Source organism: Paenibacillus sp. FSL R5-0744 (assembly GCF_037972555.1).
GTDB lineage: Bacteria > Bacillota > Bacilli > Paenibacillales > Paenibacillaceae > Paenibacillus_AQ.
Genome location: NZ_CP150228.1, coordinates 5858802 through 5874710, shown reverse-complemented (window position 1 = coordinate 5874710; position 15909 = coordinate 5858802). Strand labels below are relative to the sequence as shown.

13 protein-coding genes and 1 riboswitch are annotated in these 15909 nt (G+C 42.6%); all 13 genes read left to right on the top strand.

Annotated elements, in window-relative coordinates:
* The first annotated feature begins 20 nt into the window (after window positions 1-20).
* The 13 genes from MKY19_RS25875 (at window position 21) to MKY19_RS25815 (ending at window position 15802) form a co-directional block, all read left to right on the top strand.
* Window positions 21-1826, top strand: coding sequence for a histidine kinase (locus tag MKY19_RS25875; protein ID WP_339798556.1), 1806 nt, complete (start codon window positions 21-23; stop codon window positions 1824-1826).
* Window positions 1827-1841: 15 nt separating this feature from the next.
* Complete coding sequence (locus tag MKY19_RS25870) at window positions 1842-3380, top strand: response regulator (RefSeq protein ID WP_339798554.1); 1539 nt, start codon at window positions 1842-1844, stop codon at window positions 3378-3380.
* A 115-nt stretch (window positions 3381-3495) separates the two neighbouring features.
* A complete protein-coding gene (locus tag MKY19_RS25865; RefSeq protein WP_042191712.1) occupies window positions 3496-5199 on the top strand; it encodes a sugar ABC transporter substrate-binding protein in 1704 nt (567 codons plus the stop codon).
* An 84-nt stretch (window positions 5200-5283) separates the two neighbouring features.
* Window positions 5284-6252, top strand: coding sequence for an ABC transporter permease subunit (locus MKY19_RS25860; RefSeq protein WP_042191710.1), 969 nt, complete (start codon window positions 5284-5286; stop codon window positions 6250-6252).
* A gap of 59 nt (window positions 6253-6311) precedes the next feature.
* The gene (locus MKY19_RS25855; protein WP_339798552.1) at window positions 6312-7214 is read left to right on the top strand and encodes a carbohydrate ABC transporter permease; all 903 of its coding nucleotides are present in this window, start codon (window positions 6312-6314) and stop codon (window positions 7212-7214) included.
* 47 nt (window positions 7215-7261) lie between these two features.
* Window positions 7262-8794 (top strand): glycoside hydrolase family 43 protein, encoded by a 1533-nt coding sequence (locus MKY19_RS25850; protein ID WP_339798550.1) that lies wholly within the window; start codon window positions 7262-7264, stop codon window positions 8792-8794.
* A 28-nt stretch (window positions 8795-8822) separates the two neighbouring features.
* The gene (locus tag MKY19_RS25845; protein WP_339798548.1) at window positions 8823-9842 is read left to right on the top strand and encodes an endo-1,4-beta-xylanase; all 1020 of its coding nucleotides are present in this window, start codon (window positions 8823-8825) and stop codon (window positions 9840-9842) included.
* Window positions 9843-9953: 111 nt separating this feature from the next.
* Window positions 9954-10748 (top strand): Nif3-like dinuclear metal center hexameric protein, encoded by a 795-nt coding sequence (locus MKY19_RS25840; RefSeq protein WP_339798546.1) that lies wholly within the window; start codon window positions 9954-9956, stop codon window positions 10746-10748.
* Between the two features lie 84 nt (window positions 10749-10832).
* Window positions 10833-11006, top strand: a complete 174-nt coding sequence (locus MKY19_RS25835; RefSeq protein ID WP_170880375.1) for a hypothetical protein — start codon at window positions 10833-10835, stop codon at window positions 11004-11006.
* 221 nt (window positions 11007-11227) lie between these two features.
* Window positions 11228-11412: riboswitch (cyclic di-AMP (ydaO/yuaA leader) on the top strand.
* 106 nt (window positions 11413-11518) lie between these two features.
* A complete protein-coding gene (locus MKY19_RS25830; protein ID WP_042191701.1) occupies window positions 11519-12328 on the top strand; it encodes an alpha/beta hydrolase in 810 nt (269 codons plus the stop codon).
* A 156-nt stretch (window positions 12329-12484) separates the two neighbouring features.
* The gene (gene selD / locus MKY19_RS25825; protein ID WP_339804505.1) at window positions 12485-13543 is read left to right on the top strand and encodes a selenide, water dikinase SelD; all 1059 of its coding nucleotides are present in this window, start codon (window positions 12485-12487) and stop codon (window positions 13541-13543) included.
* 57 nt (window positions 13544-13600) lie between these two features.
* A complete protein-coding gene (mnmH, locus tag MKY19_RS25820; protein ID WP_076285291.1) occupies window positions 13601-14638 on the top strand; it encodes a tRNA 2-selenouridine(34) synthase MnmH in 1038 nt (345 codons plus the stop codon).
* A 51-nt stretch (window positions 14639-14689) separates the two neighbouring features.
* The gene (locus tag MKY19_RS25815; protein WP_076285290.1) at window positions 14690-15802 is read left to right on the top strand and encodes a cysteine desulfurase family protein; all 1113 of its coding nucleotides are present in this window, start codon (window positions 14690-14692) and stop codon (window positions 15800-15802) included.
* The last annotated feature ends 107 nt before the right edge of the window (window positions 15803-15909 follow it).

The following is a 15909-nucleotide window of genomic DNA, read 5'->3' as shown; positions in this document are numbered from 1 at the left end:
GGGGAAGCAAGGTGTTTCGTATGGAGAGAAAAAAATTCAGATTTAGAAAAGTAGTGAATGACATTCCACTGAACTACAAATTTTCCCTCATTTACGTTATAGGCGTTCTACTCCCTATTATTATTATTAACCTTGTTTTTTTGGATCGGATTTCCGATTTGATCAAATCCAGAGAACAGCAAAACTTAGAAATCTCTTTAGAGAGGGCCAGAAAGGATATTCAAGATTTCATTGAGGGTGGAGTAGCAGTTAGTTATACGCTGTCCTCGGATAAGAATCTGTATGAATTGCTAGAGCGGAGGTATGGGAACTTGATTGAATTTTATGACACCTTCGACGAACAGCTTCGAGATCGGATGAACAGTTATATGCCAGTTAACAATCAACTTGAACGAATTACTGTATTTACGAATAATGACTCCATTGTTTCCGGTAGTAACTATCAGGTCATCACGGACAAGGTAAGGGAGAGTGAGTGGTATAAGCAGTTCAGTGCTGCGAATAAACATATGTTTCTTGCTGCTTATCAAATGAGCGCAGCGCCTAATGTGGCTTCTAATGCCCCGTATTTAAGTGTAATTGAGCGAATGGATGTATACAGCTCACTGAATACCTATGAGAAGCTGCTTAGAATTGACCTGGATCTCAGTAAAATATATGACATTATAATTAGAGAAAAGGATTATTTGAGTCTTTACCTGGTTAACGGGCAGGATGAAATCATTATGTCTGCTCAGAGCGGGTATCAGAGGGGTACGAAGGATCCTTATCCTGTGTTCGAGCTTCAGGATGATGAGCACAAGGAAGACATACATATTGTACCCGTTGGCGGGGCTAGTTATATAAAAAGCTGGCGAATTATAGGGGTTACGCAAGGGGAGCGTATTGCTCAGGCGATTATGGAGATTCGAATTTATGCGGGTATTTTGGCATCCATTGTCACCTTGCTCACAACCGCCTTTTTATATGTGATGTTAAGATCGTACAATTATCGGGTGAAACGGTTGTCTAGGCATATGCAGAAAGTAACGAATGAGAAATTCGATCTTATTCAAATCGATGAAGGACAAGATGAGATTGGTGACTTGATTCACAACTTTAATAGAATGACCACTAAAATTAATTCTCTAATTAACGATGTATACAAACTAGAGATTCAAAAGAATAACCTGGAGATGGAAAGAGTAAGGGCTGAACTGAATTTTTTGCAAAGTCAGATGAATCCCCATTTTCTCTTCAATACTTTAAATGCCATTTTAGTGGTCTGTACCAAAAATAATTATTCGGACGTTACAGACATCATTAAGAGTTTATCCAAGTTGCTCAGAAGACTACTTAGCTGGAAAGAAGATCTCGTTACATTGGAAGAAGAAATGACGTTCATTGAGATGTATCTGAAAATAGAAAAATTCCGGTTCAGAGATAAATTTGACTATCAATTTGAGATCGATGAGCAGTCGCTGCAATATAAAATTCCAAAGCTAAGCATGCAGCCGTTAGTGGAAAATTCTTGTAAGCATGGTCTGCAGGCTATAGAAGGACTCGGTATCATTAAAGTAAAGACGGAAATCGAGGATAGTCGTTTACAAGTTACGATTTCAGATAACGGTAAAGGGATCGAACCAAGCCAGCTTAAAGAAATTTTATTTAATGTTCAAAATGAAGAAGCCTCCTCAGGAACGAATATCGGAATCCGCAACGTGTATCGCAGACTGGAGCTATATTATGAAGATCAGGTTCGCTTTGAAATCAGCAGTGTCCCGAATGAAGGGACTGTTGTCACGTTTGGCATTCCGCTAAAGCTCCTGGAACGAAAAAATAGCTAGAAGGTGAGGGAGCCTATGAAATACAAAGTATTGTTGATCGATGATGAGCCTAGTGCTCTTGAGGGGATGCAGCTATGGATAGACTGGCAGGCGCTTGGCTTTGAAGTATGTGGAACCTCCAGTAATGGCAAAGAGGGCTTACAGTTAATAAAGCAGCTACTGCCGGATCTTGTCATTACAGATGTAAATATGCCGCTAATGAATGGTCTGGAAATGGTTTCCGCCTGGCAGCAAGAGGAGACTAAACCGATTAAGTTTGCCATACTAAGCGGTTATAGTGAGTTTGAATATGCTAAGACAGCTATACGTTATGGCATTAACCATTATCTGATGAAACCGCTTTTCGAAGAAGAGGCGTCAGAAGAATTGAAGGAGATATATCGGGAATTAGAACAGGAAACTCAGAAGCGAAGCTTAAATCAAATGGCAAACTCAGAGGAAGTTGTCTCTCTTCTTAAGAGCATTCTGAATGAGAAGGCAGAAGATAAGTCAGACTTTACAGTACTTACACGTCTATCGGAAGGCAAAAGCCTTTGGAATATTTGTTTACTACAGACAGACCCGGCGATGTATACGGAAATCAGAGAGAAAGCAGTAGCTCTCCTAACGAATACGGAATCGATGTTTCTGATCGATCTGGAGGCTTTTTGCTTTGGAATCGTATACGGCTATCCTTCGGAGTCTGATGAGGGTGCCGCAATATATCCTGCAGTAGCTCCCTTGCTGAATGAACACCCTAAGCAAGCCATGTATATTGCAGTAGGGGATAGCGAGGGCTCTTTGCTTCAAATTGCGAATAGCTACCGAACGGCGAAAGAAGCGTTAATGTATTATTTTTATAATTCGGATCATTCGGGGTTCTTGACCTATCAGGGAACCAAAGATAGTCCCTTCAGCTATCACTATGATCAAATTCAACTGATGGATGATTTAATGAGACCCATTAACACACTGGACATAAAAGGCTTTAAACAAGCTGTAGGCTTGGCTTCTCGCAGTTTTCGTGAGATGCGCATCGCTCCAGAGGTTGTGAAGAAGATCGTTATTCATATTATGTATAAGATCGTTGAGTTTACTTCAAAAGCTAGTGAAGTTCAAGTATCCTCCCTGTTAACCCAAATAACAATCCCCGAAATACGGGACTCGATGATGAAGTTGAACGATTTAATGCGTAATCTTTTATCATGTGGTGAGGCGAGTATTGATATTCTTCTAAAAGAACAAATCCAAAAATCACAGGGGATTGTACAGGAAATCAACAACTATATTGAAGCGCATTATCACGAAAATCTTACAATTAAAAAGCTGTCGGAGGTATTCTTCCTGCATCCAGTGTATCTGGGACAATTATTGATCAAGAAGAATGGCATTCATTTTAATGAGCAGCTGCATGACCTCCGGATTAAGGAATCTGCGCGTTTACTTCAACACAATAAGCTGAAAAACTGTGAGATCGCCGAGAAAGTAGGGTATTCCAATTATAGTCAGTTTCTCAAACAATTTGAAAAGAAGATGAAGATGAGCCCTAATGAATTTAAACATACGAATACCTAAACTTTTTGGGGGTACACCTTTAGTTCTGGCGTATTATCAGTGGCATCATCACCTCTATAATTTAACTTGTAAGGGCTTACAATATGGTTACACCAACAAAATATGGAGGTGCTTTATGGGGGGCAAGTCAATATCAAAGTTCAAACTTAGTCTGATTGCTGTGTTATCCCTAAGTTTTGCTCTAGCAGGGTGCGGTGGAAATAACAGCGGTAATACTGCTAAGGGGGAAAACAAACCGGCAGAAACAACAGCTGCAACTGCAGCTGGAACCGATGACAAGAAGGTAGAGCCTTTTGAAGTTAGTATCTTTCTTGGAGAAGCAGGTCAGCAACCCACACCAGATAACAAAATTTACAAGATGATCAAAGAAAAAACAGGCGCATCATTCAATTTCGAATTCTTGGCTGGAGACCTTAAACAGAAGCTTGGCGTTATGATTGCCGGTTCGGATTATCCAGATCTGATGAGTTCCAATACCCAACTGACGGCAGCAGGTGCATTTATTCCTCTCGAGGACTTAATTGAAGAACACGCTCCGAATTTGAAAGCGCATTACGCAGCTTACTGGAACATGATGAAGGATCCCAATGATGGACACATTTATACACTTCCAAACTATGGTGCGTACAATGGTGAGATGAATACAACCTATTACTCTGGCCCAGCTTTCTGGATTCAGAAAGCTGTACTTAAAGATGCCGGTTATCCAACGGTTAAAACTTTGGACGAGTATTTCGATCTTATCGTGAAATATAAAGAGAAAAATCCAACCATTGATGGTCAACCAACAATTGGGTTTGAGATTCATAACAAAGACTGGAGAAACTGGGGATTGTTTAACGCTCCTCAGCATCTGATCGGTCATCCTAATGATGGCGGAGTAGTAGTTAAGGATAACGTAGCAGAAATCTTTGCGGATAAAGACTATGCAAAGCAGTACTATAAAAAACTTAATGATATGAATGCGTTGGGTATTATTGATAAAGAAGCATTTGTAATGGATTATGACCAATATTTAGCTAAATTGTCTAGCGGAGCCGTACTGGGAATGTTTGATCAGCACTGGAACTTTGGTAAAGCAGAAGATTCACTCAAGACACAAGGGAAAGATATGAGCACTTATGTAGGTCTGCCTCTTGTGTATGATACTAACACCAAAGATTATTATCTGGATCGTCCTGCTCTTAACTTGAATAATGGATTCGGGATTACTGTCAATGCTAAGGATCCAGTGAGAATCCTTAAACTTATGGACACATTGATTCAAGAAGATTGGCAAAGAACCCTCACTTGGGGTATTGAAGGCGAAGATTATCAAGTGGTAGACGGTCGCTTTATAAGAAACCAGGAGCAACGGGATAACGCAGTTGATGCTACATGGAAGCTAAGTAACAAAGCAGAAGCTTGGTATGCTACCGCTCCGAAAATGCAAGGGTACTTTGCAGATGGTAACTCAACGGATGCGGCAGCCCAACCAGAAGAATATAAAGCAGGGTTGGAAGCGTATGACAAGGAAGTTCTTGACGCATATGGATTCAACAGTTATGTAGATTTCTTCAGTAAGCCTGGACCGAACCCAGTGGCTTATCCTGCTTGGTCGATAGATCTTGTTGAAAATTCTCCAGCAAAAATTGCCGATACGAAGATGGGAGAAGTTAAGACCAAGTACCTGCCAAAAGCAATCTTGGCTAGCCCTTCCGATTTCGATAAAGTTTGGACTGAATTTGTTGGAGAACTTCATAAAGCGGATATTAAAGCTTACGAAGACAGAATCAATGAACAGCTTAAATGGAGATTTGATACTTGGAGTGTTAAATAGTTAGAGCTTGCTTAAAAATCAGAAAGTGGTGGCTTATTAGCCAACCACTTTCTGAAATATATGGATGATGTGGGGAGAAAATATATGGATGAGATTTTAACGGGAAAAAAAGTTAACCGGCATCCTAAAAGAAAAAAGAAGCAACCGATTACTCTGACCTTGATTAAGAATCAGAAACAGCTGATTTGGATGTCAGTTCCATTGCTGCTGTATATTGTACTATTTGCGTACGTACCTGTTTGGGGATGGACAATGGCTTTTCAGGATTATAAACCAGCTAAGGCATTTGGCGAACAGACATGGGTCGGCTTGAAACACTTCAAGTTTCTATTTACGGATGATACCTTTTTAAGGGTACTACGAAACACACTGGCTATGGGATTAATTAATTTCTTTTTAGGATTTATAACCGCGATAACATTGGCCTTACTTCTTAATGAAATCAAAAATGTATTTTGGAAAAGAACCGTGCAGACCATATCCTACCTACCTCACTTTCTTTCCTGGATTATTGTAACAGGGATTGTAGGTGTCTCCCTCTCGGTTAACGACGGGATTATCAACATCGTGCTCATGAAATTACATCTTATCGATTCACCAATCCTTTGGTTGAGTGAAGGGAAGTATTTCTGGGGTATTGTGGGTGCTTCAACCGTCTGGAAAGAGGTTGGATGGAGTACAATCATCTACTTGGCTGCTATGGCTTCTATAGATCCAGCTTTATATGAGGCTGCTGAGATTGATGGGGCTAACCGGTACAAAAAAATGTTCAATGTAACATTGCCGGGAATTAAACCAACCATTGTAATCCTGATGATAATGTCCATAGGACATGTATTGGATGTCGGATTTGAGGTTCCGTACTTGTTAGGGAACGGGCTTACTGTAGACTGGTCGGATACGATTGATATATTTGTATTGAAATACGGGATTGGGCAAGGGAATTATTCCTTAGCCACTGCGGGAGGCATATTTAAAACAGTCGTAAGTGTAACGTTACTGCTTTTAGCTAACTGGACGTCGAAGCGGCTAGGGGAAGAGAGGCTGTTATAATCATGGAAAAAACTCAATTAATACCTCAGAAATCTCCAAAAATTAATAGTAGAAAACGTATGAGAATTATAGGGATCGAACCAGTAGTGTTCGGTACCTTCAATACTATCTTTATGATATGTCTAGTCATTGTTACCTTGTATCCATTCTTGAATACTATAGCAGTTTCCTTAAATGAGGGAAATGATACCATCCGCGGCGGCATTTATCTATTGCCTAGGGAGTGGACTATACAGAACTACAAAGCTGTTTTTGCCTCTGGTACAATTATTCCTGCTTTTTGGATTTCGGTAGCACGAACAGTGATATCTACGATCCTGAATCTATTTTTAACCACAATGCTTGCTTATACTTTAAGCCGGAAAGAATATGTTTTCCGCAAGCAGATTACCTTTGTTTTCGTCCTAACCATGTATTTTAATGCGGGTCTGATTCCAAACTATTTCCTAATTAAGGATCTTCATTTGCTTAATACATTTTGGGTATATGTAATACCGACTATGATAAGTGCATTTAATATGATCGTCATCCGTACTTATATTGGTAGCTTACATGAAAGTCTTATGGAATCCGCGAGAATCGACGGTGCCGGGGAATTTAAGATTTTCATGAAAGTAGTCTTCCCTTTATGTAAACCTGTTCTTGCTACCATTGCCCTTTTTGTCGCTGTAGGTGCATGGAACTCATGGTTTGATGCTTTTATCTACACCTCTTCCCGCCAGCACTTGAGTACATTGCAGTATGAATTAATGAAACTAATACAATCTAGTATGAATGCGAACAGTAGCGCAAGTGTAGCTAACGGGGCAGGGGTAACTGCGGAATCAGCGGGGTCAATGGTAACTCCAAAGTCCATTCGTGCAGCCGTTACTATCGTTGCTTCGGTTCCGATTCTGCTAGTCTATCCATTCATGCAAAAGTACTTTGTAGTTGGAATGAACGTAGGAAGCGTGAAGGAATAAGTAGCTTGCACCCACTATTAAATAATAGGAAGGTTGTTTGTTGAATTATGACTCCATCTCCAATCACATACACGAACCCAATACTTCCAGGTTTTTATCCAGATCCTAGCATCACTCGAGCAGGGGATGATTTCTACTTGGTGTGTAGCTCCTTCGAATATTTTCCTGGGGTGCCTATCTTTCACAGCCAGGACTTGATTCACTGGACACAAATTGGTCATGTATTAGATCGTGTAAGTCAGCTAGATACACGTAAGAGCAAAAGCTCTGGAGGTATATTTGCTCCAACCATCCGGTATCATGAAGGAACGTTTTACATGATAACGACCGAAATACACGGGAAGGGGAATTTCTATGTTACGGCTACGGACCCAGCGGGTCCGTGGTCAGACCCGATTAGTATTCCTTATGGAGGAATTGACCCTTCCCTAATGTTTGATGAGGATGGAAAGGTATATGTAACCACCCAGCAGGGAGCAGATTATGATTCCCACGCTATTCAATATGAGATAGACATTGCTACAGGAGCAGCATTAACAGAACCTGTTGTCATCTGGACTGGGGATGGTGGACCTTGGACGGAAGGACCACATTTGTACAAAATTAACGGAATGTATTATATCATGTCTGCTTCAGGCGGCACGGCAAAGGAACACCGAGAAATTATCGGTCGTTCTTCCTCCCCTTACGGTCCTTTTGAAAGATTAGAGCAACCGATATTGACCCATCGCGGGACTGATAGTCCTATTCAGTATCTAGGACATGCTGATCTGATCGAAGATCGTAACGGGGATTGGTGGGCCGTATTCCTTGGAGTACGTCTAGTAGATTCCAAGTATACAGTGCTAGGAAGAGAGACCTTTCTTGCCCCTGTAACGTGGAATGAAGACGGATGGCCGATGATTGATAATAATGAGGACACTGTCGGGCTGGAGATGAAGGTTCCGCGTGTACCGGGTCATTCGCCAAAACCTGAGACTAGCGGAAGATATGATTTTGATGACCCTGTATTGCCGTTGGGATTATCCTTTCTGCGGAATCCGGCAGAGGGAAGCTGGTCACTAAGCCAACGTCCGGGTTTTCTAGCTCTTCGAGGGCAATCGAAAGACCTTAATGAAGTGGGTCAGGTAGCCTTTATAGGCAGAAGACAGCAGCATACTTCAGCTGAATGGAGTACATTACTGGATTTTAACCCTACCGTGGACGGTGAAGAGGCTGGACTCTGTGCTAGATTGGACGAGAATGCACATTATGAAATTGCACTATCGCAAAGAAATGGACATAGAGTGATTACAGCTTATTTAACTGTTGATGGAACAACACATGTGGCGGCTGAGATTCCAACGATTGCTGGATGTTTATATCTGAAAATTCGGGCGGAGCTAACGGAATACACTTTACTTTATTCTTTGGATGGTCAGGAATGGATCGAGCTATCTAGGGCTCTAGCCTATCCATTATCCCCTCAAGCTGTCAAAGGAAACGGATTTACCGGTGTTCTTGTTGGCTTATATGCGACAGGTCATGGTAAAGTAGCTGAGGTACCTGCCCACTTTGATTGGTTCGATTATCGGTCATAATGAATAGCGTTTGTTAGGAGGGAACTCGTTGAGAAAAGCTAGTGATTTTACAGAGCCTGCACTAAAGACAGTGTTCGCAGAGGATTTCAAGATTGGCGCAGCCGTCAACCCATTAACTATCCAATCACAGGAGCATTTGCTTGCTTATCATTTCAACAGTATTACCGCTGAGAACGAGATGAAATTTGAAAGTCTGCATCCACTTGAGGACACTTATAACTTTAGGGCAGCAGACCAGCTGGTTGCCTTCTCCAGGGAACATCATATGGCGATGCGCGGACATACCTTGATTTGGCACAACCAGACAACGGACTGGCTGTTTGAGGATAAGGGCGGAGGACCTGTAAGCAAAGAGATTCTGCTTGCACGAGTCAAATCACATATTCAGACCGTTGTAGGACGTTATAAGGATGATATTTATGCTTGGGATGTTGTCAATGAAGTTATAGCCGATGAAGGAGAAGAGCTTCTTCGCCATTCGAAGTGGCTCGACATTGTTGGCCCGGATTTTATCGCCAAAGCGTTTGAATTCGCCAATGAAGCTGACCCTAAGGCATTATTATTCTACAATGACTATAACGAATCCCATCCATTAAAGCGTGACAAAATCTATAAACTGGTGAAGTCTCTATTGGAACAAGGCGTGCCGATCCATGGCGTCGGATTGCAGGCACACTGGAATTTATACGATCCTAGTCTGGATGATATTCGTGCAGCGATCGAAAAATATGCATCGTTAGGACTTCAGCTCCAACTGACAGAGCTGGATGTATCCATGTTCCGTTTCGATGACAGACGAATGGACTTAAAGACAGTACCTGCTGAGCTGCTCGAGCTTCAAGCAGATCGATATGAAGCGATGTTCGCACTGCTGAGAGAATACCGGGACGTGATTAGTTCGGTTACGTTCTGGGGAGCAGCGGATGACTATACCTGGCTGGATGATTTCCCTGTTCGTGGGCGGAAGAACTGGCCGTTCCTATTCGATGAAGGGCATAAGCCGAAGCCAGCTTTCCATCAAATTATCACCTCTGCCACGAAATCATAGAGTGGGCAAGCTGCTCAAATAATGAACTGTGAACCCGTCCTTATATCGATTAAGGGTGGGTTATTTATACGTTGATAGATTAGTAGAATAGATCTCAAAGGGCAGATTAAAGTGAGCGTGACAATTAGAATGATTCTGGAAGATTTAATAGGAGCCATGGAACAGATAGATGGGACTGTGGATACTCTTAAGCCGGGGAATCCGGAAATGGTGATTACAGGGATGGTTACGGCATTTTGCGCTACGCAATATGTTGTGGAACGAACGATTGCTATGAACGCCAATTTGTTAATCACACATGAAGGTGTGTTTTACAGTCATCATGAGACGAACAAGTGGTTAGAGGATGACCCTGTATATCGCGCGAAACGGAGTTTGATTGAGCGTTCTGAACTGGCTATATTTCGTTATCATGATTATTGGCATCGGCATCAACCGGATGGGATCATGGTGGGCTTGCTACGAGAGCTTGAATGGTCAGCCTATGTGGTTGAGCAGCAATCCACTGCTACAATCCTATCGATTCCAGCTATGACGGTAAGTGAAGCGGCGCAGTATATAAAAAGAAAGCTAGGCATCTCCTATGTACGTGCTGCCGGAGACGTATCCCAGATATGCAGACATGTGGGGATATTAGTAGGTTACAGAGGAGGTGGGACGATGGCTATTCCTCTTTTTAATCAGCATAATCTTGATTTAATTATTGCTGGCGAGGGCCCCGAATGGGAAACTCCAGAATATGTGAGGGATGCTGTCCACCAAGGCAGATCAAAAGCACTGATTATGTTAGGACATGCGGAAAGTGAAGCTCCAGGAATGAAATATTTAGCTGAAGTTCTGGCACAGAAATACCCAATGATTCCTACTTATTTTATTGCTGAACAACCGGTCTATCAGCTGGTTTAATTCGTATAAACCGAAATGAAGAATAAATTTGCATATTATGGAGAAAATGATTGGAAACCAGGTCACTGAGAAAGGAGTGTTTCAATGGAAATTCCTTTGGAGGCTGATGAAGTGTTAAGTCGTATCAAAAAGCTTCAAACCGATGGAAGCTCGATCAGCAAAAAACAAGTGAAGCAAAGCGATCCTGATCTTATGCGAAGTGCGCTGTTCTTTTTTCCGAGCTGGGAGCATGCATTGAAAAACGCCGATCTGTTGTAGCCATATGATTGTATAACGAAGCCGAGTGGTTCAGGGATTGATCTCTGATGGCCGCTCGGCTTTTTTTAGATATATTGAGTAAACAAGAGCAAAAGAAAGAGAAAACGAAGTGTATGCTCAATATGAAATGAAAAGCATGGCTTTCAACATTATTTTGCCCACGGCTCAACTTTACAAGAAACCTTACACGGAGTATGATTCATCACATAACTGACAATTACATAAGAAGTCCGCTTAATTTCCGTTAAGGAAAGCGGGGGAACCAACAACTGGGAACCAGTGTAACAATCGGTACTAGTTATGGGGTGAATCCTGTTCCAGGTGCATAAATGCATCCATGCAGGTAGGGCAACTCTCACTGCCCGAATCCGACAGCTAACCTCGTAAGCGTATGGAGAGAGGATGAATGGCGTATTTGATGATGAATAGCCACAGAGAATCCCTCTGTGGTTTTTTGCTGCGTTAAAAAGCAGATATAGTTGTAGAACCTATCTATGAAAGAGGTGTTAACTTTGCCTATTGCTAAACTGAATGGAACTTCGCTCTATTACGAAATCAATGGAACAGGGGCTCCGGTTGTGTTTATCCATGGACATGGATTAACACATAGTATGTTCAAGCCACAATTGGAGTATTTTTCTGATAAATATAAAGTGATTCTGTGTGATTTACGGGGGAATGGCAAATCAGGTGAATTACTGCAGGCCCCAAACGAGATTATTGAAACCCAATGTCTAGATATAATAATGCTATTGAATGATTTGGGTATTCGTGAGGCTGTTTTTGTTGGGAGTGCCTATGGGGGGCTCGTCGTTCAGCATATTGCGAAACAATATCCAGAGCGAGTAAAAGCGATTGTTGTCGCGGATAGCTTTTGTAGAAGTCAGGCGTCAACGATAATCGGTAAAATCCAGCTTATGGCTGCTTATTGTAGTTGGTTAATGTATTACGCTCCAAGTGAGCTTGTACTGCCTTCGATTCGTATGATGTACCGGGAACGCTGGAATCTGGCTTATAACGAGATTAGAAGAGGACTTCTCGATAAACGTCCACGGGAATTGTATCGGCAAAGGCTGGCTACGAGCCATGTGGATTACACTAGATGCTTAAAGTCTTTTAAGCGTCCCGCCTTATGTATTGTAGGTGACTTTAGTGAATTTGGAGTTAATTGTATGAAGGATATGGTGTCTCAGCTGCCACATGCTCAGTTAGTGATCATCCCTAACGCATTAGATCCTAGTAATCTGTGTCAGCCGGAGAAATTTAATGCTATACTTCAGCGGTTTTTGGAGAAACAGCAGGAAACTCAGCAGATTAGTTGATCTTAGTGGTAAGTGAGAAATGAGGGGCGTCCCATAGCCGGGGAGTATGTACTGGCTCCGGGGCGTTCTTCTGTATGTCTGTATTTTGTACAATGCTGTCTACTGATGTAAGATTAAAGATATTCGATATTAACTATCTAAAGGAGCTGAGTCATGATGTCTCAAGCCGAAACCATAAAATTGACCTCATTATCTTCAAAAGGGGGCTGCGGCTGCAAAATCGGTCCCGCCGATCTCATGCAGGTTATTCGCAGTCTACCACCAACCGTTCCTAATCCGGATCTACTTGTAGGTCTGGATACCAGTGATGACGCTGGGGTATATCGATTAAGTGATGATCTAGCGTTAGTGCAAACTGTTGATTTTTTCACGCCGATCGTGGACGATCCTTATTCCTTTGGGCAAATTGCAGCAGCTAATGCGTTAAGTGATATTTATGCTATGGGCGGTAAGCCGCTTACAGTGCTTAATATTGTGGCCTTCCCTATTTCTGTTTTGGACAAAAGCATTCTCGGTGACATTTTGCGCGGTGCAGCAGATAAAGTGCAGGAAGCAGGAGCAACGCTTGTGGGCGGACATTCCATCGACGATAAAGAGCCTAAATTTGGATTGGCCGTTACGGGCCTTGTGCATCCGGACAAAGTAAGAACGAATGCAGGTTCGCAGGCAGGAGACAAGCTGATTTTGACTAAACCTATCGGTGTGGGCATCTTAACGACTTCTATTAAAAAGGGTCAGCTATCCCCAGAAGAAACTACACGCCTTACGACAGTCATGTCTACATTGAATAAAAAAGCGGCTGAAATCATGGAGCCCTATGATGTACATGCTTGTACAGATGTTACCGGATTCGGGTTGCTTGGACATGCCTCGGAAATGGCAAAAGGGAGCAATCACGGACTGATTATTCGTCAAGGCGATGTACCGATGCTGCCAAGAGTAAGAGAGCTCGCGGAGCAGGGCTTTGTTCCAGGCGGCACTAAGAATAACTTTGCCCATTTGGAGGGCAGTATTCTTTATCCGGAAGAGATGGACCAATTAAGCCGCTATATTCTGTGTGATGCTGTGACTTCCGGTGGATTGCTGATCTCTGTTGCTCCTGAACAAAGTGAGGATTTGCTAAAAGAGTTAGTAGATGCAGGTGTAGAAGCAGCATTGATCGGAGAGGTAACGGAAGAGCATCCGGGTCAGATTGCAGTTATAGCTGCGCAATAACGCTGGAGTTCAGCTTAGAGGCGACCTAAGAAGTTAGCCACCAGAGGAGAGAGCGCATTGTTTCAGGATATTACATTGGAAGAACTAAGAGTGTTAAAGAATAAGAAGCAGATCACCGTTATCGACGTTCGATCTCCTTCTGAATATAAAGATGCAACGCTGCCGGATAGCTTGAATATTCCCTTTTTTGATGATGAGGAACGGGCTGAAGTAGGTACGTTGTATAAACAGACAAGTGTGCAGGCTGCGAAAGAACGCGGTTTGGAGATTGCTGCTGCGAAGCTACCTTCCTTTGTCAAAGAATTTGCTGCGATTCAAGGGGACAAGGCTGTATTCTGCTGGAGGGGAGGTATGCGCAGCCGTACAACTGCGACTGTACTTTCTTTAATGGATATTCACGCTTACCGATTGATTGGCGGCTATAAAGCTTACCGTAAATGGGTACTCGATGAACTGGAGTCCTATGAATTCAAGGCGAAGCCTTATGTCATTCATGGAAATACGGGTACAGGTAAAACAAACCTGCTGCACCGCCTGAAGGCACAGAGCTATCCTGTTTTGGATTTGGAAGGAATGGCAGGTCACCGCGGTTCTATCTTTGGCGAGATCGGACTTCATGCAAACAATCAAAAAACGTTCGATAGTCTTCTTATGGAGGAATTAATTAAGCTTGGGGATGCTCCTTATGTACTGTTTGAAGCGGAGAGCAAAAAGATTGGGAAGGTCGTAATGCCCCCATTCATGGCCGAGCAGAAAGAGATTGGAACACAAATTTGGATTGAGATGCCACTACAAGCCAGAGTGCAGCAAATCCTTGAGGATTATCGACCAGAAGAATATAAAGAACAGTGCATTTCAGCATTTCGAAGTATCAAATCACGAATTCATATCCCCATTGCGGCGGAAATCGAGCGTTGCTTGCAAGCTGATATGTTCGGAGAGGCTGTTGCGCTGCTGTTAGAATACTACTATGATCCTAAATACGATTATACGTCTACTCAGTATGAAGGCATTGAGAGAGTTACCTTTAAGGTGAACAATTTGGATGAAGCTGAGGCTGCGGTAATCTCTTTTTTGAGTAATCAGAAGGTATAAGCTTTAGGTATCGTAAAGTATGAGGGGTTTAGAGGAGGCTCGGCTTAACAAATGATCTATTTAGACTATAACGCTACAACACCTGTAGATAAGGAAGTAGCAGAGGTTATGATTCCTTATCTTTATGGTCATTTTGGCAATCCTTCAAGCAGTCATTCTTTGGGACAAAAAGCTAAAGTCGGAATCGAGCGAGCAAGAACACAGGTGGCTAATTTCCTGAATTGTACGCCGGGTGAGGTGCTTTTTACAAGCGGGGGCAGCGAGTCGAATAATACCGTTATCAAGGGCGTCGCCCAAACGTATCGACATAAAGGCAATCACATTATTGTGTCTGCTGTGGAGCATCCTGCGGTAATTAAACCGTGTCAGTATCTGGAGCAGTTGGGCTACACGATTACTTATGTACCTGTTGACGCGTATGGAACGGTGCAGGTAGATGATGTGAAAAATCAGCTTACAGACCAAACTATACTAGTCTCCATTATGCACTCTAATAACGAAACGGGCACGATTCAGCCGATCAAAGAAATAGCTGAGGTCTGCCATGAACGGGGTGTCCTTGTACATACCGATGCTTCGCAGTCCGCTGGAAAAGTAGAGCTTGATGTGGCTGAGTTAGGGGTGGATTTTCTAACGCTGGCAGGCCATAAATTATATGCGCCAAAAGGGATTGGAGCATTGTACATCCGAGAGGGCATTCACATCGAGCCATTAATTCACGGAGCGGGTCATGAGCAGGGGAGACGTGCCGGAACGGAAAACACCCCTTATATTATTGGATTAGGAAAAGCCTGTGAGCTTGCTTCGGACTCTGCATCCAGAGAGCGTGTGAAAGAAGTAGCGGATTATTTCTATGATAGATTGCAGAAGGCATTTGGCGACAGAATTCACCTGAATGGTCATAGGCATAAGCGATTGCCCAACACGCTTAACGTTAGTTTTCTTGGAGCGGTGGGTCACGAAGTGATTGCTTCGCTGGAAGATGTGGCTGCCTCAACAGGCTCAGCTTGTCATTCTGGAGAAACATTGATTTCACCTGTTCTAAAGGCAATGAATGTCTCAGCAAGTATTGGGCAGGGAGCGGTTCGTTTTAGTGTGGGACGGTATACGACTAAAGCGGAGATCGATGAGGTTATCGGTAAGCTGAAAGAGTATTTGTTGTGAGTGGATTGCCAGGGATAGCTAAGTTTGCTCAATAGCGTCTCTCCGGATCGAAAGATTAAGAAATTTTAATCGAATAATATAACAAAAGCATCTGTTACTCCTTTAGT